Raw genomic sequence first — 19,848 nt, 5'->3', positions numbered from 1 at the left:
CGCTCACACAGCAATCGAAGGAGAGCGCGACGTGAAGCGCAGCTCATTGGTTTCGCTCGCTGTTCTGGCATCCGCGGCAGCACTGGTGCTGGCCGGGTGCTCTGGCAGCGGCGGCAACAACAGCAAGTCCGGCTCGGCCGGCAAAGCATCTTCGAAGACGGCCTGCGTCATCTTGCCCGACGCGGCGTCCTCGCCCCGCTGGGAGAACATGGACCGCCCCGACTTGAAGCAGGCGCTCGAGGGCGCCGGCTTCAAGACCAACATCCAGAATGCCCAGGGCGACACCAGCAAGTACGCCACCATCGCCGACCAGGAGCTCTCGCAGGGCTGCGGCGTGATGCTGCTCGTCGACTACAACGGCGCGGGCGTCTCCGTGGCGAAGAAGGCGAAGGCCCAAGGCATCCCCGTCATCGCCTACGACCGTCCCATCGCCGGCGCCGACTACTACGTGTCGTTCGACAACGAGAAGGTCGGAGAGCTCGAGGGCCAGGCGATCGTCGACGGCCTCAAGGCCGAGAACAAGGACCCGGCGACCGCGGTCGTCGTCTACATGGGCGGCGACCCGACCGACGGCAACGCCAAGATGTTCCATGACGGCGCAGCCAAGGTCATGGGCGATGCGGGCATCAAGCCCGCCAAGGAGCCGCCGGGTGTCTGGGACGGCGCCAAGTCCGCGACCAACTTCGAGCAGGCTCTGACCTCGCTCGGCGGCAAGGTCGACGCGGTGTGGGTCGCCAACGACACCGACGCGGCCGGCGTCATCTCGATCCTCGACAAGAACCACCTGAAGGTTCCGGTCTCGGGCCAGGATGCCTCGACCGAGGGCCTGCAGAACGTCCTCCTGGGCAAGCAGACGGGCACCGTGTGGAAGCACGTGCCCGATGAGGCGAAGGCCGCGAGCGACCTCGCGATCGAGCTGCTGAAGGGCCAGAAGCCGAAGGTCGACAAGAAGCTCGACGACGGCACGCCGTACATCGCGGTCACGCCCGTGCTGGTGAAGGCCGCCGATGTCGAGAAGGTCGTCCAGGCCGGTGACGCCAAGGCATCCGATCTCTGCACCGGAGCCGTCGCCGCCGCCTGCACCACCTACGGCGTCAAGTAGTCGGAGCAACCCGGGCGGAGGGGTCGGTGTGCCGGTGAATCCGGCCTCCGGCCCCTCCGCCTGACGTCCGGAAGGAATCCCCACATGGAAACTCCCATCATCGAGCTGACGGGGGTCGTCAAGAGCTTCGGGCCCGTGAACGTGCTGCGCGGCGTCGAGCTGCGCGCCTACCCGGGCAAGGTGACCGCCCTGGTCGGCGACAACGGCGCCGGCAAGTCGACGCTCATCAAGGGCCTCGCCGGCGTGCAGCCCTATGACGAGGGCGAGGTGCGCTTCGAGGGCGAGCCGGTCTCGCTCACCCACCCGCGCGACGCCTCCGCCCTCGGCATCGAGGTCGTCTACCAGGACCTCGCGCTCTGCGACAACCTCGACATCGTCCAGAACATGTTCCTCGGCCGTGAAGAGCTGGTCGCCGGCACCTTCGACGAGGGCAAGATGGAGCGGCAGAGCTCAGAGGTCCTGCGCTCCCTCAACGTCCGCACCGTCAAGTCGGTGCGGCAGAAGGTCGCCTCGCTCTCCGGCGGACAGCGCCAGACCGTCGCCATCGCGCGCGCGGTGCTCAAGAAGGCGAAGGTCGTGATCCTCGACGAGCCGACCGCGGCGCTCGGCGTCGCCCAGACCGAGCAGGTGCTGAGCCTCGTCCAGCGCCTCGCGAGCCAGGGCGTCGCGGTCATCATCATCAGCCACAACCTCGCCGACGTCTTCAAGGTGGCGGACTACATCAGCGTGCTGTACCTCGGCACGATGGTGGCCGAGGTGCGCACCGCGGAGACCACGTACGACGACGTCGTCGGCTACATCACCGGCAGCAAGACCTACACCCCGAGCGGAGCCGGCGCATGAGCAACGACACCAACACGACCACCCTTCTCCCCGAGCCCACGAGCGACCTGATCGGCAGCGGCCAGGAGGGCAGCCTCGGCGACCAGATCCGCGGCTGGGCCTCACGCGTGCGCCAGGGCGAGATGGGGGCGCTGCCCGCCGTCGCCGGCTTCATCGTGCTCAGCATCCTGTTCTCGTTCCTGAGCCCGTACTTCCTCACCGAGCGCAATTTCGCGAACCTGCTCACCCAGTCGGCCGAACTCGTCATGCTCGGCATGGCGCTCGTGTTCGTCATCCTGCTCGGCGAGATCGACCTGTCCGCCGGCGTGACCGGCGGCCTCACGATGTGCATCTGGATCGTGCTGACGGATGCCACGAAGCTGAACTGGTTCCTCGCGCTGCTCATCGCCTTCGTGGCGGGCCTCGCGATCGGCTCCTTCATCGGCTTCTTCGTGGCACGGGTCGGCATCCCTTCCTTCGTCGTCACCCTGGGCCTGTTCCTCGGCTTCCAGGGGCTCGAGCTGATCATCATCGGCGCGGGCGGCAACTACCAGGTGCAGACCCCCGCGATCGTCGCGCTGATGAACAGCAACCTGCCGGTGTGGGGCGGCTGGCTCATGCTCGCGGTGTTCGTCGCGCTGTCGCTCGCCACCGCGTTCTGGGATCGTGGCCGCCGTACCGCGGCGAAGGTGCCGAACGGCCCGCTCTCGCTCGTCTTCGTCAAGTCGGGCGCGCTGCTGGTGCTCGGCGGCATCGCCGTGTTCCTGCTCAGCCAGGACCGCTCGTCGTCGATCATCGCGATCCGCGGCGTGCCGATCGTCGTGCCGATCGTGCTCGCGGTCCTGTGGATCGGCACCTTCGTGCTCGACCGCACGAAGTTCGGCCGCTACATCTACGCGGTCGGCGGCAACGCAGAGGCGGCGCGCCGCTCGGGGGTGAACGTCGTGCTGATCCGCTTCCTCGTGTTCGTGATCTGCTCGTTCCTCGCGGTGGGCTCCGGTCTGTTCACGGCGGGGCGCGTGGGATCGGTGGATGCCACCGCCGGCAAGGACATCGTGCTGTCGGGTGTCGCTGCGGCGGTGGTCGGCGGCGTCAGCCTGTTCGGGGGCCGCGGCCGGCTCGTGCACGCCGCCGTCGGCGCGCTCGTGATCACGGTGATCACGAACGGCCTCGGACTGCTCAATCTGCCCTCCGGCCTCAACAACGTCATCGCGGGCGCCGTGCTGGTGCTCGCCGCGACGATCGACGCACTGTCGCGGCTGCGCTCAGGTGGCAGCCTGTTCCGGCGATAGCGTCAGCGCTCGGCCGGCGCCGTCTCGGCGGCGTCGGCCAGAGCCTGCTCGACGGCCTGCTGCACGCGCGCTTCCTCGCGCTGCTTCGCCCGGGCGCGGCGTCGGCGCTGCAGCATCCCCGCTCCGAACGCCAGCGCGGCGATCACGAGGATGACGACGAGCAGCATCCACGGGACGGCCGGCGCCGTTGCGGTCGCCGTCACCGCGGCGAGCGGGTTCGTCGAGCCGGACGCGTCGACGAACGTCGGCGTGACCTTCGCGGTCGCGGCGAACCAGAACGCGGCGGCGACGCCGTGGAGCGGCACCGTGACCTTCCGGCTCTCCCCCGGCAGCAGCGCGGGCGGCGGCGCGATCTTCCCGGCCGCGACGGGGAAGAGCCCGAACGGACCGGCTGCGGAGACGCTCTGCGTCGCCGACAGCGTCGTGTTCCCCGTGTTCCGGATCGTGTAGCTGAGGGTCGCGTCGCCGCCGGCGAAGGGGTTCAGGCCGCCGCTGAAGTGCGCCCGGGCGTCCGTGACCGCGAGCGCCGGGCTGAGTGCGCCGCTGACGCGCAGCGCGATGCGGATGCCGAGGCGGCGGTCGACGTTGATGCCGGATGCCTGCCCGGGCTGCGTCAGCGTCGTGACGATGCCGCCGACATAGTCGCCAGGGGCACTGCCCTTCGGCACTGCCACCTGGAAGGGCACCTGCTTCGTCTCCCCCGGTGCGACGCGGACCGTGTCGGCTGACGCCGTCACCCAGGCGCCCACTCCGCGCTGCTTCTGATCGGGCAGCCGCAGGTCGAGCTGGCCGGCTGAGGTCGTGTAGCCGTCGGCGGCGTAGACCCCGAGGTCGAGCGGCTCGTCGCCTCGGTTCGTCACGACGATCGCGTCCGACAGCTTCGTGCCGACGCCCGCCGTGTAGCGGAAGCTCGTGCGCTCGGCGCCGTAGGAGTTCGAGGCGGTCCGCACGGTCCAGGTGACATCGTCGTCGCCGGCGGCGCGGGCGGGGGCTGCCGCGAGAAGCGTGAGGGCCGGCAGCAGCGCGGCAGTGGCGAGGGCGATGAGCGCGCGCACGGGGCGCGTCGGGCGGCGAGAGGTGATGGTGTGCATGGCGTTCCTGCCGGTGGGTGGTGAGACGGTGGTGACCCGGCGCGGGTGGGCGTGCGTGTCCCACCCGCGCCGGGTCGTCTGTGATGCTGCGCGGGCTACTCGCTCAGCGCGGTGATGGTGAGCGTGCCGCGGTAGCTGCCCTTGCTCACCTCGGTCGGGATCTTGAGATCGAGGCCGGCGCCGAGCTTCGCCGTGCCGCGCTCGTGCCCCTGGCCCGCGGTGCCGAGCGTGCGGGACACCGAGAGGCCGTCGCCGCCGTCGAAGCCCGACTTCACGGGCGCGCCCGCCGCCGCACCCGCTCCGGGGGTGGTGACCTTCGGGGTCCAGCCGAGGAACTTGCCCGAGAAGGTGTTGGCGCCGTCGCGGAAGTCCCCGACCGAGGCCGAGATCGACCACGGCGCACGCGAGTTGCGTGTGTCGGTCACGGCGATCGGGTTGATCTGGCCCTGTGCTTCGAAGTAGTCGCCCGGCTTCTCGACGGCGGTGCCGAGGTCGACGAGGCCGTTGCGGCCGTCGATCGTCCAGCCGAACTCGCCGGGGGCGGCCTGCGGCACGGTGACCTGGATGTCCTGTCCGTCGCCGTGGTTCGGGCGGATGGTCACCTTGTCCACGATCGAGCCGACGGGCTGCGCGGCGGATGCCCCGCTGTCCGGCCCGCACCATGCGACCTTGCCGCGCTCGACGGCCGCGTTCGGCGCGGCGCAGGTGCCGCTGCGGATGTTCTGCACGACGAGCTGGTCGGCCTGCACGGACACCTTCACATAGGTGCGGACGTGCTCCTGGTTCTGCACGGAGTTGTACCAGTAGTCCTGCGGCTTCAGCGGGTCTGCGCCGTTGCCGGCGCCGCTCGTCCCGCTGTTATCGGGGGCGGTGATGTCGTAGTACTTCGAGCCGGAGGCCGAGTTCGCGGTGACGTAGATGACGCCGCCGGGGCCCACGTTGACCTCCTCCTGGCCGGGCTGCTCGTCGGGGTTCGCCTTCGCGCCGTTCTTGATCTCATAGCTGCGCGAGTAGCTGTGGTCGTGGCCCTGGAGCACCAGGTCGACGCCGAGCTTCGAGAAGGTCGTCGGGAAGTCCACGCGGCGCACCTTGTTGTCGCCGTCCTTGGCGTGATCGGCCGGCGAGTAGATCGCGTGGTGGTAGACGAGCACGGTGTACTTCGCCTCGGCGCCGTGCTGGTTCACCACGTCGGTGACATAGGAGACGTGCGCGGCATCGCCGCCGCCGCCCTGCGAGGTGGCGTAGCTGTTGCTGTTCAAGTCGATGAACAGCACGTCCTTGTAGATGTACCAGTAGTCGCCGCCCGAGCTGGCGCCCGCAGGGTTCCCGTTGCTGTAGTACGGGGCCGTGCGATCGGTGTTCGGCGTGTAGAAGTGCTGCTCGTACGCCTTGCCGCCGACGTCGTGGTTGCCGATCGTGGCCGCCCACGGGTACTGGCGCAGCTTGTCGGAGATCAGGAAGTTGTTCCAGTGCGCCTCGGTGTTCGCGGTCTCGACCTGGTCACCGCCGGAGACGAGCAGCTCGGCGTTCGGGTTCGCGGCCAGCGACACGTTCAAGGTGTCGGCCCAGCCCGCGCCGTCGGCCACGGCGTCGCCCGACGAGCCGATCTGCGGGTCGCCGTAGAACAGGAAGTCGAACGGCCCGTCGAAGGACTGCGTCTTGAACGAGTAGGTCGCCGACCAGTCGCCGTCGGAGCCCACGCGGTACGAGTACTGCGTGTTCTCCTGCAGGCCGTCCAGCGTCGCGTGCCGGTTGTAGCCGGTCGTCGTCGTGTTCGCGGCGCCGAGCGCGGCGAAGCTCAGCGCGTCGGCGGGGAACGCGCCGTCCACCAGTGCGGCGGTGGGGGCGAGCTGCACCTCCTGCGCGGTGTCGACGGCGGTGTACCAGCTCAGGATGCGCTGGGACTCCGTGGCGCCGACGCCCAGGACGATGCCGGTCTGGTTCGCCGACGGGGTGTCGGCGGCCAGGGCGGGGGCGGGGGCGGCGGCGATGCCGCCGAGCACGCACGACGCGCCGAGCGCGACGGCGGAGAGGACGACGGTCGCGCGACGGCGACCGCGGCGCAGCATGTGCGTTGCTGCGGTTTCGGGCATGGGGTGATCCGTTCTATGAGATGGGAACTGCGTTGTGTTTCTTCGGGGATGAGCTCAAGGGGCGTCTCACAGTCCGAGCACCCGCTGGACGAACCAGACGAGACCCGCGATCGAGACGGCGGTGGCGATGACGACCGTCACCCAGATGAAGAGCCGCGGCGAGCGGTGCCGCAGCAGGGCGAGCAGCGGGAAGACGATCGCGATGATCGACAGCTGCACGGCCTCGATGCCGACGTTGAAGACGAGCAGCGACCACAGCAGCGTCCACGACCACGGCTCGTCGATGCCGAGAGCGCTGGCGAAGCCCAGCCCGTGCACGAGCCCGAAGACGAACACGACGCCGAGGCGCAGCCAGCCGGGCCGGTCGAGCCCCAGCGGCCCGCGCGCGATGTCGAGCCGTGCGGCATCCGCTCGCCCGCGCCAGAGCCGCCAGAGGTACCAGGCCGCGACGGCAGTGATCGAGAGGGCGATGACGGGTTCGACGAGGGCCGCCGGGGCGCTCACCACGTGCGTCGCCGCGAGGATGAAGGTCACGGAGTGCGCGAGCGTGAAGGTCGTCGCCGCGTAGATCACCTCGCGGAGGCGGCGGGAGCCGGCGATGAGGGCGAGCAGGAACAGGATGTGGTCGATGCCGCCGAGCAGGTGCTCGGCGCCCAGCCGGAAGAACTCCCAGAACCGCTCCCCCGTGCTCTGCTCAGTGGAGAACGACGGCTGCTGGGCGTCGAGGGCCGCGCTGCCGGAGTGCGTGTCAAGGGTGTAGCTCAGCACGGTCTTCGTGTCGCGCACATAGCCCTCCGAATCCGGGAAGAGCGTGCTCGTGATCACGTGCGCCGGGCTCGGCTTGGGACAGGCGTAGTCGAAGACGATGGTCGCGTAGGGGGCGCCGTCACGCTGCCTCATCGTCGCGGGCCCGTCGATCCGCGGGGTGCAGGGCGTGCCGGCGGATGCCACGGTGAAGTGCTCGGCCACATAGCCGAGCACCGTGTCGGCGTGCGCGTCGAGCGCGGCCGCCTCTGCCTTCTCATCGCCGTCGTCGAAGGCCGGCTGCCCGGCCTCGAACAGCGCGCCGTCGCCCTGCGCGTCGGCGGCGGAGACCACCAGCAGGTCGTACTCGAGATCCACAACCGCGCGCACGTGCCCCGAGCGGTCGCCCGTCACCGTGGCGTAGACGACCGAGGTGAAGCCGTGGGCGGCGGCCGGCGCCGAGGTCAGGAAGCCGAGCACGGCGACCGCGGCGGCGGCGAGCAGCGTCAGGGCGACCCTGCGGGCGGGGGCGGGCATGGAACTCCTTCGGGTTGCCTATGACCATTCAGTGCGAGAATTAATGGATTCCTGTCGGCAAACGAACGGAAGGTGAACGCGCTTCGGAATCGCGCCGAGCGGCTCGCCGCATCGGCGAAGGTGGTTGAGTGCCCCTCCATCGCCCTCTCGCCGCGCTCACCGCCGCGCTCCTCGCGACCGCCGTTCTGGCCGGCTGCGCGCAGTCCGACTGGAGCGCTCCTCACCCCGACCCCACCGCCGTCGGAGAGCCGGCCGTCGGCTTCGCTCCTGCGACCTCGCCGAGTCCGGAGGCGACCGTGCACCCAGCGCCCGGCTCGTGGAAGAATGTCCACCCGTCGCCCGGAATGCGTGTCGTTTTGCTGAAGGCGGGCAGCGACCGGCCGACGAAGACGCTCGTCGCGGCGATCACGTCGTGGGCGAACGCCGAAGACGTCGAACTGCGCACGGTCGCCGCTGGCGACGACCTCATCGACGGCATCGTGCAGGCGATGAAGCTGAACCCCGACCTCATCGTGACGGCCGGCAACGACCTGATCGACCCGCTCGCGACCGTGACGGCGAACCACCTCGACCAGCAGTTCCTCGTCGTCGGCGCCGAGATCGCCGAGCCCACCGGCAACGTCACCGCCGTCGACTGGACGGGTGCCTCCTTCCGCGGCGAGGGCCTCGGCATGTCCTCGAGCTACGACGCGGCGAGCTTCACCGCCGAGCGCTGCGGCCGCGGCATCCGTGCCGGCATCGCCGCCGTCCTCACCGGGATGACCGGTGTCGTGCTCTGGATCGACTGACGGGCCCGGCTCTACACTCGGAAACCATGGCGAGCACTGACGCAAGCCCCGACGCCGCCGAGCACGGCTTCCATCGCCTGAGCTGGCTGCAGCGCATCGGATTCGGCGCGGGCGATCTCGCGCAGAACCTCATCTACAACACGGTCGCGACCTACCTGCTGTTCTTCTACACGCAGGTGTTCGGCCTCGGCGCCGGCGTCGCCGCGACGATGTTCCTCGTCGTGCGCCTCATCGACGTCGTCTGGGACCCGCTGGTCGGCACCTTCGTCGACAAGCACACCACGCCGTGGGGCCGCTACCGCGGGTATCTGGTGCTCGCCGGCATCCCCCTCTCCGTCTTCGCGGTCCTCGTCTTCTGGAACGGCTTCTCGGGCTCGCTGCTCTACGCCTACATCACCTATGTGGGCCTGTCGATGCTGTACACGCTGCTCAACGTGCCCTACGGCGCGCTGAACGCGTCGCTCACGCGCGACAACCAGGAGATCTCGGTCCTCACCACGACGCGCATGTTCATGGCGAACATCGGCGGCCTCGCGGTCGCGTTCGGCGTTCCCGTGATCGTGCAGGCCATCTCGCCGACGGGCGACTGGGGAACGCCGGATGCCGCGGGCGCCTGGCAGACCACCATGACGATCTTCGCCGCGGTCGGGCTCGTGGTCCTCGTGTTCTGCTTCAGCCAGACCCGTGAGCGCGTCGTCATGGACACCGCCCACCAAGAGGACGTGAAGCTCTCCGACCTGCTCGTCGAATTCCGCCGCAACCAGCACCTGCGCACGCTCGCGTTCTTCTTCGTCACGGCGTTCGCGATGATGGCGGTCGGCAACTCGGGCGCCGCCTACTACATGACCGAGGTCGTGCACCGGGAGGACCTCGCGGGCTGGTTCAACGCGCTCGGCGTCCTGCCCGCGTTCGTCTTCCTGCCGCTCGTCCCGGCGATCCGCCGCGCGATCGGCAAGCGCGCGCTGTTCATCGCGTTCCTGCTCGTGGGCATCGTCGGTCTCGCGATGCTCTACTTCATCCCGGACCCCTCCCACCATGTCGCGTGGGTGCTCGTGGCGCAGATCATCCGGTCGATCGGCATCATCGTCGCGACCGGCTACATGTGGGCGCTCGTGCCCGAGGTCATCACCTTCGGCGAGTGGAAGACCGGGCGGCGCATCTCGGGCATCGTCAACGCGCTCACCGGCATCTTCTTCAAGGCGGGCTTCGCGCTCGGCGGTGTCGTGCCCGGCATCGTGCTCGCGGTCACGGGCTACGTGTCGGACACGGAGCGGCAATCGGATTCCGCGCAGCAGGGCATCCTCTGGCTCGTGTCCGTGATCCCGGCGATCCTGCTGATCCTCGCGATCGTCATCATCAGCCGCTACAGGCTGAGCGACGAGCAGCTCGTGGAGATGAACCGCGAGATCGAGGCGCGCCACGCGGGCGAGGGCGCCGACGGCTCGGATCGCTCCCCCGCGCTGCCGAACTCCTCGCTTGCAGACAAGACGCTGACCGGGTCGCTGGATCTCACGCAGAAGAACAGCGACGACTAGCGCCACGTTCAGCAAACGAGGAATCCCGGCCAGAATCATGTTCTGACCGGGATTTCTTGGTGGATCTGAGGGGACTCGAACCCCTGACCCCCTGCATGCCATGCAGGTGCGCTACCAGCTGCGCCACAGACCCGTACCGGGTTGTTCCCGCTCTCGCGGCAACCCGTTCAGCTTACTACAGCGATGAGCGTGCCAAGAAATCGAGGGGCACGACGGGGCAGTCGCGCCACAGCCGCTCGAGGGAGTAGTACTGCCGGTCCTCTTGATGGAAGACGTGCACAACGAGGTCGCCGAAGTCGAGCAGCACCCAGCGGCCCTGCTCCTTCCCCTCGCGGCGCAACGTCTTCACACCGGCCTCGTTCAGCGCGTCCTCCACCGCATCGGAGATCGCGACGACGTTGCGCTCGGAGTTGCCGGATGCCAGCAGAAAGATGTCGGTCAGCGGCAGCGGGCCGCTGACGTCGAGCGCGACCAGGTCCTCGCCGGCCTTCGAGTCGGCTGCGGTCGCAGCCAGGTGGAGCAGCTCTCGGGCCTGGGCGGATGCCGTCATGCAGTGGTCTCTCTCAGAATGCGTGGAAGACGAACCCGGCGATGACCGCGCCGATCACACCGAGCGCAGCGACGCCGCCGGCGGAGATGCCGACGATCGCGCCGACGCGGTGGCTCGTCTTCTTGGGCGGAACGATATTGGTGCTGACGGTCGGGACGTGCGTCGAGACCGCCTTCGTCGCGGCCACCGGCTCGACGCTGGAGTTGGGAGCGACGTCGCGGTCATGCTGATCGAGCAGCCGGTCGATGTCTGAGCCGTCGAAATGACCCTGCACCTGGCCGGTCGAACCGAGGCCGCGGGGCAGGTCGATCGACCCCGTCAACAGGATCTCGCCGGTCGCGTTCAGCGGGCCGGTCATATCGACGGCCGAGGGCACGACGGGGATGATGAGCGCGTTCGACGCGGTGGTCGCGCCCGAGGACTCGACCGATCGAATGTGCGCGTCGGCGACACCCGAGGCGAGCACGTCGTCGAAGCTCTCGCTGGCGCTGAGCGACCAGTGACCGGTCGGCGGCTGGTAGGCGCGCACCTCGCCCGTGGTCGGGCCGACAGGCGCATCGTCGATGACCTCGGGCGTGGCGGCCGTGAACGCGGCCGGGATCTCCGTCTCGGGCGCCGACTGGATGACGACGGGCGGCAGCACGGGCGGCTGCGGCAGCGGCAGGGCGCCGATCGGCACATCGACGATGGGCGCGGATGCCTGCTCGGCCGGTTGCGGCGCCTGCGCGGCCTCCTCGACCGGAGCCGACTGGATCTCCTGCGCCTGCTGCAGCGCGCGCAGCTGGCGGCGCGTCAGCGGCACGACGGGGGCGGCCGGAGTTGCCGGCGGCACCGTGTCCGGGGCGGGCGCCTGCGGGGCATCCGTCGAGATGACGGGACGCAGGTCTGCGGGAACCGGTGCCGGCACGGCCGGCTGAGGCGGAGAAGCGGAGAACGGGAGTTCGACCGCGGGGACCTGCTGCTCGCCGGTGCCGGCTTCCTGAGCCGCCCGCTCCCTTTCGCGAAGCTGACGGCGCGTCAGCGGCTGCTGCTGATCCTGCCTCAACGTCATGCCACGCTCCGATAGAGATGATGCTTGGAGATGTACTGGACAACGCCGTCAGGAACCAGGTACCAGACGGGGAAGCCCCTGCTCACCCGGCTGCGGCAATCCGTGGAGGAGATCGCCAGTGCCGGAACTTCCAACAAGCTTACGTCGCCCTTGGGTAAACCCGTAATGCTCAGTTCATGTCCCGGACGACTCACAGCGACGAAGTGAGCGAGCTCCCAGAGCTGCTCGACGTCGTGCCAGGTGAGGATCTGGGCGATCGCATCGGCGCCTGAGATGAAGTAGAGCTCGTCATCTGGGCGCTGCGCCTTGAGGTCGCGCAGAGTGTCGATCGTGTACGTCGGCCCCGGCCGGTCGATATCCACCCTGCTGACCGTGAAGCGGGGGTTGGATGCCGTCGCGATGACGGTCATCAGGTAGCGGTGCTCGGCCGGGCTCACCGGCCCCTTCTGCCAGGGCTGCCCGGTGGGCACGAAGACGACCTCGTCGAGCCCGAACGACTGCGCGACCTCACTGGCCGCGACCAGGTGGCCGTGGTGGATCGGGTCGAAGGTTCCACCCATGACCCCGACGCGTCGGCGGCCGAGCTGAGGCGCGACCATGCGAGCTGCTGGCTGCCGGCCCTAGTGGTGGCCCGGGTGGCCGCCGCTGTGCGACTCCGAGCCGGTCGACGTCTGGTGCTGCGCGGCCTCGGGGTCCCCGGACGGCGCATGCCGCCGCGACACGTCTTTGTAGCTCCACGTCACGGCGCCGAGGAAGATGAACACCACTGCACCGATGATGCCGTAGACGATCGCCGGGATAGGAAGCTCGTGTTCCTGGTACTCGAACGCGGCGAGGACGGCAGTGTGCAGCATTGCGGATTCGTTCCTTTCGACGTGGGGCGTCGGGCTCAGTCTATCCGCGGATCTGCCCTGAGCCGCGCACCAGCCACTTCGTGCTGGTGAGCTCGGGAAGTCCCATCGGCCCGCGCGCGTGCAGTTTCTGGGTTGAGATGCCGACTTCGGCGCCGAAGCCGAACTCGCCGCCGTCGGTGAAACGCGTCGAGGCGTTCACCATGACGACCGCGGAGTCCACCTCGGCGAGGAAGCGGTCGGCGTTCGCGAGGTCGTTCGTGACGATCGACTCGGTGTGGCTCGTCGAGTAGCGGCGGATGTGCTCGACGGCCTCGTCGAGGTCGTCGACGACGCGCACGGCGAGGTCAAGGCTCATGTACTCGGTCTCCCAGTCCTCCTCGGTGGCGGGCACCGCGTCGGGGAAGATCGCGAGCGCCCGCTCGTCGGAGTGGATCGTCACGCCCTCCGCGCGCAAAGCGCCCAGCACCGGCGGAAGCAGCCGCTGCGCGGCGTCCGCATGCACCAGCAGGGTCTCGACCGCGTTGCAGACGCTGGGCCGCTGCACCTTCGCATTGCGCACGATGTCGACGGCCCAGTCCTCGCGCGCGCTCGCATCGAGCACGATGTGCACGACGCCCGCACCGGTCTCGATGACGGGCACGGTCGACTCGGTGACGACGGTCTGGATCAGCTGCGCGCTGCCCCGCGGCACGAGCAGGTCGACGTGGCCGCGCGCCCGCATCAGCGCGGCGGCCCCTGGGCGGCCGAACTCGTCGATGGTCTGCACGGATGCCGCAGGCAGGCCAGTGCGCGTGAGAGCCGCCTGGATCACCGCGACGAGCACCGCATTCGTGCGCTCGGCGGCCGAGCCGCCCCGGAGCACCGCGACGTTGCCGCTCTTGAGCGCGAGCGCCGCGATGTCGACCGTGACGTTGGGGCGCGCCTCGTAGATGGCGCCGACGACGCCGAACGGAACCCGCACCTGCTCGAGGTGCACACCGTTCGGAAGGGTCTTGCCGCGCACGGATTCGCCGACGGGGTCGGCGATGCCGACGATGTCGAGCACGGCATCCGCGAGTCCCTGCACGCGCTGCGGGGTGAGCGTGAGGCGGTCGAGCAGGCCTGTGCTGAGTCCGTTCTCGCGGCCGCGCGCGAGGTCTTCGGCATTGGCTGCGACGATGTCGTCGACGCACGCGAGCAGATCCTGGGCGATGGCCTCGAGTGCGGCGTCCTTCGCGGCGGTGTTCGTCGTGGCGAGCACCCGGGCAGCGGACTTCGCGGCGTCGAGCTTCGCGAGGAAGGCGGCGGAGTCGAGGTCGCCCGCCGCCGCGGGCGCGGCGTTCTCGAGCAGGGACATGCCGCCCAGTCTAGTTCGCGGGAGCAGGCTCGAAGTAGGTGCCGACGGATGCCCCATCGAGGGCGTCCGCGACGAGATGCGTCGACGTCAGCACCACGGCGATGCCCGCCTCGGCCGCGTGCCGCGCGGCGGACACCTTCGTCAGCGCTCCGCCTGTGCCGACGCTGTTCACCGTGGTCGCCTGGATCTCGACCCCCTCGAGCTCGTCGCCGATGCCGACGTACGGGATGGGCTCGGCGCCCGGCTGCTGCGGCGGCTTCGTGTAGAGCGCGTCGACGTCGGAGAGGAGCACGAGCACCTCGGCGCCGATCAGGCGGGCGACGAGCGCCGCGAGCCGGTCATTGTCGCCGAAGCGGATCTCGTTGGTCGCGACGGTGTCGTTCTCGTTGACGATCGGCAGGATGCGCAGGGCGAGGAGCCGCTCCATCGCACGGTGCGCGTTCTCGCGATGCGTCGGGTCCTCCATGTCATTGGCAGTGAGCAGCACCTGCCCGGCGACGATGCCGTAGGGGTCGAGCGCGGCCTGGTAGCGGTGCACGAGCACGCTCTGGCCGACCGCCGCGGCGGCCTGCTGGGTGGCGAGGTCGTCGGGCCGCGCATCGAGCTCGAGGAACGGCATGCCCGTCGCGATGGCGCCCGATGAGACGAGGACCACCTCGGCGCCGCGGCGGTGCGCCGCAGCCAGCGCGAGGACGAGCGGAGCGATCTGCCAGGAGTTGTCGCCGCTGATCGACGACGAGCCGACCTTCACGACGATGCGCTTGGCCTCGGCCACGGTGGTGCGGGTGCTAATCGTCTTCCCTTTCGAGATCGTCGTCGTTCCAGATGCCGGCCTCGCGCTCGGCGTCGAGTTCGGCGCGTGCGGCGGCCTTGCCGTCCATCCGCTCGTAGTACTGCTCGCGGCGCTCGCGGCGCGTCGCGCGGCCGCTCTGGCTGAGGCGCTCGTCCGTGCCGCGCGGCGCGGTCACGAGCTCGGCCGTCGAGGTCAGCGTCGGCTCCCAGTCGAAGACGATGCCACCGCCGGGGCCGATCACGACGGTGTCGCCGGCCACGGCGCCCGCCGCGAACAGCCCGTCCTCGACGCCGAGCTTCGCGAGCCGGTCCGCGAGGAAGCCGACGGCCTCGTCGTTCTGGAAGTCGGTCTGAGCGACCCACATCTCGGGCTTCTGGCCGAGCACGCGGTAATAGGTGCCGTCGCTGCCGCCCTCGACCTTGATCGTGAAGGGTGCGGCGTCGACGGCCTGCGGGCGCATGACGATGCGCGGCCTCTCCTCCTGCTCGCTCGCGAGGCGGGCGCGCTCCGCGTCAACCAACTCGCCGAGCGCGAAGGACAGCGAGCGCAGCCCCGCGTGACTCACCGTCGAGATCTCGAACACACGGAAGCCGCGGGCCTCGAGCTCGGGGCGCACGAAGTCGGCGAGCTCTGCGGCGTCCGGCACGTCGATCTTGTTGAGCGCGACGAGCTGCGGGCGCTCGAGCAGCGGCGTCTGGCCGGCGGGAACCGGGTACCTGCCGAGCTCGGCGAGGATCACCTCGAGGTCGGTGATCGGGTCCCTGCCGGGCTCGAGCGTCGCGCAGTCGAGCACGTGCAGCAGCGCGGTGCAGCGCTCGACGTGACGGAGGAAATCGAGGCCGAGGCCCTTGCCCTCGCTGGCGCCCTCGATGAGGCCCGGCACGTCGGCGATCGTGTAGCGGGACTCCCCCGCCTGCACGACCCCGAGGTTCGGGGTGAGGGTCGTGAACGGGTAGTCCGCGATCTTCGGCTTCGCCGCCGACAGCGCCGCCACCAGCGAGGACTTGCCCGCAGAGGGGTAGCCGACCAGCGCGACATCCGCCATCGTCTTGAGCTCGAGCTCGACGTCGCCCTCCCACCCGGGCGTGCCGAGCAGGGCGAATCCGGGCGCCTTGCGCTTCGGGTTGGCGAGGGCCGCATTGCCCAGCCCCCCGACGCCGCCGGCGGCTGCGACGAAGCGCATACCGGGCTCGGCGAGGTCGGCGAGCTCGTCGCCGTCTGGCGTCTTCACGACGGTGCCGACCGGCACGGGCAGCTCGAGATCCTCACCTCGGGCCCCGTGGCGCATGTCGCCCATGCCGAAGCCGCCGTTGTCGCTCGACTGGTGCGGCCGCCGGTGGTAGCCGAGCAGCGTCGTCACTTGCGGGTCGGCGACGAGCACGATGTCGCCGCCGTGGCCGCCGTTGCCGCCGTCGGGACCGGCCAGCGGCTTGAACTTCTCACGGCGCACGCTCACGCAGCCGTTGCCGCCGTGACCGGCCCGCAGGTGCAGGGTCACGTGGTCGACGAACGTCGCCATGAGGTGTGCTCCTTAGAAAAAGAAGAGGGGCGGGCCGAAGCCCGCCCCTCCATTGAATCTCAACGACTCGCGGAATTACGCCTCGGCCGTCACGATGTTGACGACCTTGCGGCGGCCCTTGACGCCGAACTCGACCGCGCCGGCCGAGAGGGCGAACAGGGTGTCATCGCCGCCGCGGCCCACGTTGGCGCCGGGGTGGAAGTGGGTGCCGCGCTGGCGGACGATGATCTCGCCCGCGTTGACCTGCTCGCCGCCGAAGCGCTTGACGCCGAGGCGCTGCGCGTTGGAGTCGCGGCCGTTACGAGTGGAGCTCGCGCCCTTCTTGTGTGCCATCTCAGTCTGCCTCTATGTCTCTCGGGTCTTACTTGATGCCGGTGACCTTGACGCGCGTGAGGTCCTGACGGTGGCCCTGGCGCTTCTTGTAACCGGTCTTGTTCTTGAACTTCTGGATCACGATCTTCGGGCCGCGGAGGTCGCCGAGGACCTCAGCGGTCACCTTCACCTTGGCGAGCGCCTTGGCGTCGGAGGTGATCTTGTCGCCGTCGACGAGCAGCACCGGGGCGAGCTCGACGTTGCCGTTCTCGTCAGCCTTGATGCGGTCGAGCGTCACGATGGTGCCGACCTCGACCTTCTCCTGCCGACCGCCGGCGCGCACAACTGCGAAAACCACTTGAGTACCTACTTCTCCGGGGAGCGAAGCCGCTCCGATGCTTGATTTCTGGTTTGATGACCGGCCAGGTGAGGCGCGGGAAACCGGGGGTGGGGGCACGGCAAGAGCCAGCGCACGCCAACAATCAAGAGTACCTGATGGCGCATGGCCGGTCAAAACCGGTGCCGCCTTTGCGCACGGGGCGCTCCGGTAGGCTCGACGCCCATGACCGTGCTGATCGACCGCCCTGCGTGGCCGGCTCACGGCACGCTGTGGTCGCACCTGGTCAGCGATGCGTCGCTCTCAGAATTGCACGCCTTCGCCGACAGAGCCGGAGTGCCACGCCGTGCGTTCGATCTCGACCACTACGACGTTCCGGCCGAGCGCTACGACGAGCTCGTCGCCCTCGGCGCCCAGCCGGTGTCGATGCGGCAGCTCGTCGAGCGCCTGCGCGCGAGCGGCCTACGCGTCCGCGCGGTCGACCGGCGCTGACCCCGCACCGGACTCGGCCGTCAGCGCGCCTGTCGACACGCGGCGGCTGCGGCGCGGAGCCTGCTTCGCCGGCAGCGCGTCGAGCACGGAGTCGAGCAGCTGCGCGGTCGCCTCTGCATTGACCATGCGCGGCTCCTGCACGGGCTGCGCCTGCGGCAGCTCGATGACGGATGCCTCCTGCTGCGGCTCGCCCTGCGGGGCATCCCCCGCCTCCCCGCCGCGTGCGCGGCGCGAGCGCGAGCGACGGCTGCCGGAGCGCGGCGCCTCCTCCGCGGCGGCCTCTTCGAGCTGCGCGTCGACCTCGACGACGGGCACGGCGCCGGTCACCGGGTGACCGAGCGTGCTGGCCGCGATGCGGGCCAGGCTGCTGCGCGCCTCCTCGGTGAGCTGGTGCGTGCCCTCATGCGCATGCGCGCCGTTGCCGTTCCCATTGCCGTTGTTCGAAGCCGCGCCGCTGCCGCCGCGCCCGCGCCGACGCTCGCCGCCGCGCTCGGGCTGCTGCACGCGATGCTTCACGACAGGGTCGTGGTGCACGATCACGCCGCGGCCGGCGCAGACCTCGCAGGGCTCGCTGAAGGTCTCGAGCAGGCCGAGGCCCAGCTTCTTGCGGGTCATCTGCACGAGGCCGAGCGAGGTGACCTCGGCCACCTGGTGCTTCGTGCGGTCACGGCTCAGGCACTCGACAAGACGTCGCAGCACGAGGTCGCGGTTGGACTCGAGCACCATGTCGATGAAGTCGACCACGACGATGCCGCCGATGTCGCGCAGCCGCAGCTGGCGCACGATCTCTTCGGCCGCCTCGAGGTTGTTCTTGGTCACTGTCTCCTCGAGGTTGCCGCCGGAACCGACGAACTTGCCCGTATTGACGTCGATGACCGTCATCGCCTCGGTGCGGTCGATGATCAGCGAACCGCCGGACGGCAGCCAGACCTTGCGGTCGAGCGCCTTCTCGATCTGCTCGGAGATGCGGTACTCGTCGAACGCGTCGTCCTTGTCGCCGGCATACGGCTCGACGCGGTCGAGCAGGTCGGGCGCGACGTGGCCGAGATAGCGCTCGATGGTCTCGCGGGCGTCGTCGCCCTGGATGACCATCTTCTGGAAGTCCTCATTGAAGACGTCACGGACGATCTTGATCAGCAGGTCGGGCTCGCTGTGCAGCAGAGCGGGCGCCTGCACCTTCTCGACGGCCTCGCGGATCGACGCCCACTGCGAGGTGAGGCGCGTGACGTCGAGGGTGAGCTGCTCCTCGGTGGCCCCCTCGGCCGCGGTCCGGACGATAACGCCGACGTTGTCGGGCAGGACCGCTTTGAGGATCTTCTTGAGGCGCGCGCGCTCGGTGTCCGGCAACTTGCGGCTGATGCCGTTCATGGAGCCGTTCGGCACGTACACGAGGTAGCGGCCGGGCAGCGACACCTGGCTCGTGAGGCGGGCGCCCTTGTGGCCCACCGGGTCCTTCGTGACCTGCACGAGGACCTTGTCGCCGGGCTTCAGCGCGAGCTCGATGCGGCGCGGCTGGTTCTTCTCGCCGGACTCGGCCTGCGCGGCCTCCCAGTCGACCTCGCCGGAGTACAGCACGGCGTTGCGGCCGCGGCCGATGTCGACGAACGCGGCTTCCATGCTGGGCAGCACGTTCTGCACCTTGCCGAGGTAGACGTTGCCGATCAGCGACGCCTCCTGGGACTTCGCGACGTAGTGCTCGACGAGCACCTTGTCCTCAAGGACGCCGATCTGGATGCGGCCGCCCTTGGAACGGACGACCATGGTGCGGTCGACGGCCTCCCGTCGGGCGAGGAACTCGGCCTCGGTGATGACCGCGCGGCGGCGGCCGGCATCACGGCCGTCGCGGCGGCGCTGCTTCTTCGCCTCGAGACGCGTCGAGCCCTTGACCTTCTGCGGCTCGGTGATGAGCTCGGGCTCGCGCTTGGCAGGCTGCTGCCGCTCGCGCGGCTGGTCGTCGGATGCCCCGCCTGCACCGCCGCGGCGGCGACGGCGTCGCGTGCCGGGGGCGCCGGCATCGGCATCCGTCTCGTCCTCCTCGTCGAAGGCGGGGGTCGGCAGCGCCGGCGGCGCCTGGAAAAGCAGCATCGTGGTCGAGACGGGGCCCGTGACCGAGCCGGCCTGCGTGCCCACGACCGGAATCGGCGTGGTCAACGGCTGCGGCACGGCGGGGGCGAGCGGGTGGTCCTGCTCGGCGGCGATGGCCTCTTCATCGACCGCGGGCTTCGGCTCGGCCGGCATTCCGACGGCCGCCGCCTCTACGGTCTCGGCGGCAGGGACGGCGACCGTCTCCGTGGTCACGGCCTCTGGCCGGGCATCCGCCTCGTCCGTCTTGCGCCGCCGCCCGCCGAAGAAGCGCCCACGGCGCTTGCCATCGTTCGAACCGTTGTATTCATCTTTTTCCACCATCGCTGGTGCACTCCTCGTACCGAGCGGCCGAAGCCTTCACCCCGGTCGCTACGGGAACTCTCCAGGGGCGGCTTCGCGAGCCGCCGCAAACCTTCCGGCGGGCCGTGTCGCCCGCCTGCTCGCACACGCTTGGGGTGCGCGAAAACCTTGTTCTCTGTGGTCATCGTCCGCCTCGCGGGATGACCTGCACCTCA

General features: G+C 69.7%; 19 protein-coding genes and 1 tRNA gene. 6 read left to right on the top strand and 14 right to left on the bottom strand.

The window, feature by feature from the left end; all coding sequences use genetic code 11:
* Positions 1-31 precede the first annotated feature (31 nt).
* The 3 genes from ABD708_RS05715 (at position 32) to ABD708_RS05705 (ending at position 3,216) form a co-directional block, all read left to right on the top strand.
* Entirely contained in the window at positions 32-1,102 is a 1,071-nt protein-coding gene (locus ABD708_RS05715; RefSeq protein WP_344752333.1) for a sugar ABC transporter substrate-binding protein, read from the top strand.
* 84 nt (positions 1,103-1,186) lie between these two features.
* On the top strand, positions 1,187-1,945 hold the full coding sequence (locus ABD708_RS05710; protein ID WP_344752332.1) for an ATP-binding cassette domain-containing protein: 759 nt from the start codon (positions 1,187-1,189) through the stop codon (positions 1,943-1,945).
* Positions 1,942-3,216 (top strand): sugar ABC transporter permease, encoded by a 1,275-nt coding sequence (locus ABD708_RS05705; protein WP_344752331.1) that lies wholly within the window; start codon positions 1,942-1,944, stop codon positions 3,214-3,216. The genes ABD708_RS05710 and ABD708_RS05705 overlap by 4 nt, the downstream gene beginning before the upstream one ends.
* 2 nt (positions 3,217-3,218) lie before the next feature.
* On the opposite strand, the gene ABD708_RS05700 is transcribed toward ABD708_RS05705, so the two are convergent.
* The 3 genes from ABD708_RS05700 to ABD708_RS05690 form a co-directional block, all read right to left on the bottom strand.
* Positions 3,219-4,307, bottom strand: coding sequence for a WxL protein peptidoglycan domain-containing protein (locus ABD708_RS05700; RefSeq protein WP_344752330.1), 1,089 nt, complete (start codon positions 4,305-4,307; stop codon positions 3,219-3,221).
* 95 nt (positions 4,308-4,402) lie between these two features.
* Complete coding sequence (locus ABD708_RS05695; protein ID WP_344752329.1) at positions 4,403-6,400, bottom strand: purple acid phosphatase family protein; 1,998 nt, start codon at positions 6,398-6,400, stop codon at positions 4,403-4,405.
* A gap of 66 nt (positions 6,401-6,466) precedes the next feature.
* Positions 6,467-7,681, bottom strand: coding sequence for a HupE/UreJ family protein (locus ABD708_RS05690; protein WP_344752328.1), 1,215 nt, complete (start codon positions 7,679-7,681; stop codon positions 6,467-6,469).
* Between the two features lie 128 nt (positions 7,682-7,809).
* On the opposite strand from ABD708_RS05690, the gene ABD708_RS05685 reads away from it, so the two are divergent.
* A complete protein-coding gene (locus ABD708_RS05685) occupies positions 7,810-8,469 on the top strand; it encodes a type 1 periplasmic-binding domain-containing protein (protein ID WP_344752327.1) in 660 nt (219 codons plus the stop codon).
* 26 nt (positions 8,470-8,495) lie between these two features.
* On the top strand, positions 8,496-10,004 hold the full coding sequence (locus tag ABD708_RS05680; RefSeq protein WP_344752326.1) for an MFS transporter: 1,509 nt from the start codon (positions 8,496-8,498) through the stop codon (positions 10,002-10,004).
* 57 nt (positions 10,005-10,061) lie between these two features.
* On the opposite strand, the gene ABD708_RS05675 is transcribed toward ABD708_RS05680, so the two are convergent.
* The 10 genes from ABD708_RS05675 to rplU all read right to left on the bottom strand — a co-directional run bounded on the left by ABD708_RS05675 (position 10,062) and on the right by rplU (position 16,777).
* A tRNA-Ala gene (locus ABD708_RS05675) sits at positions 10,062-10,137 on the bottom strand.
* 42 nt (positions 10,138-10,179) lie between these two features.
* On the bottom strand, positions 10,180-10,554 hold the full coding sequence (gene rsfS, locus ABD708_RS05670) for a ribosome silencing factor (protein WP_344752325.1): 375 nt from the start codon (positions 10,552-10,554) through the stop codon (positions 10,180-10,182).
* A gap of 13 nt (positions 10,555-10,567) precedes the next feature.
* Positions 10,568-11,605 carry a hypothetical protein gene (locus tag ABD708_RS05665; protein ID WP_344752324.1) on the bottom strand — a complete coding sequence of 346 codons (1,038 nt, stop codon included), beginning with the start codon at positions 11,603-11,605 and terminating at the stop codon, positions 10,568-10,570.
* Positions 11,602-12,204, bottom strand: coding sequence for a nicotinate-nucleotide adenylyltransferase (gene nadD, locus ABD708_RS05660; protein WP_344752323.1), 603 nt, complete (start codon positions 12,202-12,204; stop codon positions 11,602-11,604). The genes ABD708_RS05665 and nadD overlap by 4 nt, the downstream gene beginning before the upstream one ends.
* Before the next feature lie 21 nt (positions 12,205-12,225).
* Positions 12,226-12,459, bottom strand: a complete 234-nt coding sequence (locus tag ABD708_RS05655; RefSeq protein ID WP_344752322.1) for a hypothetical protein — start codon at positions 12,457-12,459, stop codon at positions 12,226-12,228.
* A gap of 40 nt (positions 12,460-12,499) precedes the next feature.
* Positions 12,500-13,795: a glutamate-5-semialdehyde dehydrogenase gene (locus ABD708_RS05650; RefSeq protein WP_344752321.1), complete on the bottom strand. Its 1,296-nt coding sequence runs from the start codon at positions 13,793-13,795 to the stop codon at positions 12,500-12,502.
* Between the two features lie 10 nt (positions 13,796-13,805).
* Positions 13,806-14,570, bottom strand: coding sequence for a glutamate 5-kinase (gene proB, locus ABD708_RS05645; protein WP_425553249.1), 765 nt, complete (start codon positions 14,568-14,570; stop codon positions 13,806-13,808).
* Positions 14,571-14,583: 13 nt separating this feature from the next.
* Complete coding sequence (gene obgE / locus ABD708_RS05640; RefSeq protein WP_344752320.1) at positions 14,584-16,107, bottom strand: GTPase ObgE; 1,524 nt, start codon at positions 16,105-16,107, stop codon at positions 14,584-14,586.
* Between the two features lie 75 nt (positions 16,108-16,182).
* Positions 16,183-16,440 (bottom strand): 50S ribosomal protein L27, encoded by a 258-nt coding sequence (gene rpmA, locus ABD708_RS05635; RefSeq protein ID WP_120790651.1) that lies wholly within the window; start codon positions 16,438-16,440, stop codon positions 16,183-16,185.
* Positions 16,441-16,468: 28 nt separating this feature from the next.
* Positions 16,469-16,777, bottom strand: coding sequence for a 50S ribosomal protein L21 (gene rplU / locus ABD708_RS05630; RefSeq protein ID WP_344752319.1), 309 nt, complete (start codon positions 16,775-16,777; stop codon positions 16,469-16,471).
* Positions 16,778-16,981: 204 nt separating this feature from the next.
* Between rplU and ABD708_RS05625 the strand changes: the two genes are divergently transcribed.
* The gene (locus ABD708_RS05625) at positions 16,982-17,248 is read left to right on the top strand and encodes a DUF4031 domain-containing protein (protein ID WP_344752318.1); all 267 of its coding nucleotides are present in this window, start codon (positions 16,982-16,984) and stop codon (positions 17,246-17,248) included.
* On the opposite strand, the gene ABD708_RS05620 is transcribed toward ABD708_RS05625, so the two are convergent.
* Positions 17,219-19,654, bottom strand: coding sequence for an Rne/Rng family ribonuclease (locus ABD708_RS05620; protein WP_344752317.1), 2,436 nt, complete (start codon positions 19,652-19,654; stop codon positions 17,219-17,221). The two genes, ABD708_RS05625 and ABD708_RS05620, sit on opposite strands and share 30 nt — an antisense overlap.
* Positions 19,655-19,848 lie beyond the last annotated feature (194 nt).

It is taken from the genome of Gryllotalpicola koreensis, assembly GCF_039538185.1.
GTDB lineage: Bacteria > Actinomycetota > Actinomycetes > Actinomycetales > Microbacteriaceae > Gryllotalpicola > Gryllotalpicola koreensis.
Note: the sequence above shows the minus strand (reverse complement) of the source record. Positions and strands in the feature narration are given on the sequence as shown.

Bases quoted from the DNA above. Each gene is read 5' to 3' on its own strand.
- ABD708_RS05705 (WP_344752331.1), top strand. From the start codon at position 1,942: ATGAGCAACGACACCAACACGACCACCCTTCTCCCCGAGCCCACGAGC.
- ABD708_RS05710 (WP_344752332.1), top strand. From the start codon at position 1,187: ATGGAAACTCCCATCATCGAGCTGACGGGGGTCGTCAAGAGCTTCGGG.
- ABD708_RS05650 (WP_344752321.1), bottom strand. From the start codon at position 13,795: ATGTCCCTGCTCGAGAACGCCGCGCCCGCGGCGGCGGGCGACCTCGAC.
- rpmA (WP_120790651.1), bottom strand. From the start codon at position 16,440: ATGGCACACAAGAAGGGCGCGAGCTCCACTCGTAACGGCCGCGACTCC.
- ABD708_RS05700 (WP_344752330.1), bottom strand. From the start codon at position 4,307: ATGCACACCATCACCTCTCGCCGCCCGACGCGCCCCGTGCGCGCGCTC.
- ABD708_RS05620 (WP_344752317.1), bottom strand. From the start codon at position 19,654: ATGGTGGAAAAAGATGAATACAACGGTTCGAACGATGGCAAGCGCCGT.
- ABD708_RS05625 (WP_344752318.1), top strand. From the start codon at position 16,982: ATGACCGTGCTGATCGACCGCCCTGCGTGGCCGGCTCACGGCACGCTG.
- obgE (WP_344752320.1), bottom strand. From the start codon at position 16,107: ATGGCGACGTTCGTCGACCACGTGACCCTGCACCTGCGGGCCGGTCAC.
- ABD708_RS05695 (WP_344752329.1), bottom strand. From the start codon at position 6,400: ATGCCCGAAACCGCAGCAACGCACATGCTGCGCCGCGGTCGCCGTCGC.
- ABD708_RS05680 (WP_344752326.1), top strand. From the start codon at position 8,496: ATGGCGAGCACTGACGCAAGCCCCGACGCCGCCGAGCACGGCTTCCAT.
- nadD (WP_344752323.1), bottom strand. From the start codon at position 12,204: ATGGTCGCGCCTCAGCTCGGCCGCCGACGCGTCGGGGTCATGGGTGGA.
- ABD708_RS05655 (WP_344752322.1), bottom strand. From the start codon at position 12,459: ATGCTGCACACTGCCGTCCTCGCCGCGTTCGAGTACCAGGAACACGAG.
- ABD708_RS05665 (WP_344752324.1), bottom strand. From the start codon at position 11,605: ATGACGTTGAGGCAGGATCAGCAGCAGCCGCTGACGCGCCGTCAGCTT.
- ABD708_RS05690 (WP_344752328.1), bottom strand. From the start codon at position 7,681: ATGCCCGCCCCCGCCCGCAGGGTCGCCCTGACGCTGCTCGCCGCCGCC.
- rsfS (WP_344752325.1), bottom strand. From the start codon at position 10,554: ATGACGGCATCCGCCCAGGCCCGAGAGCTGCTCCACCTGGCTGCGACC.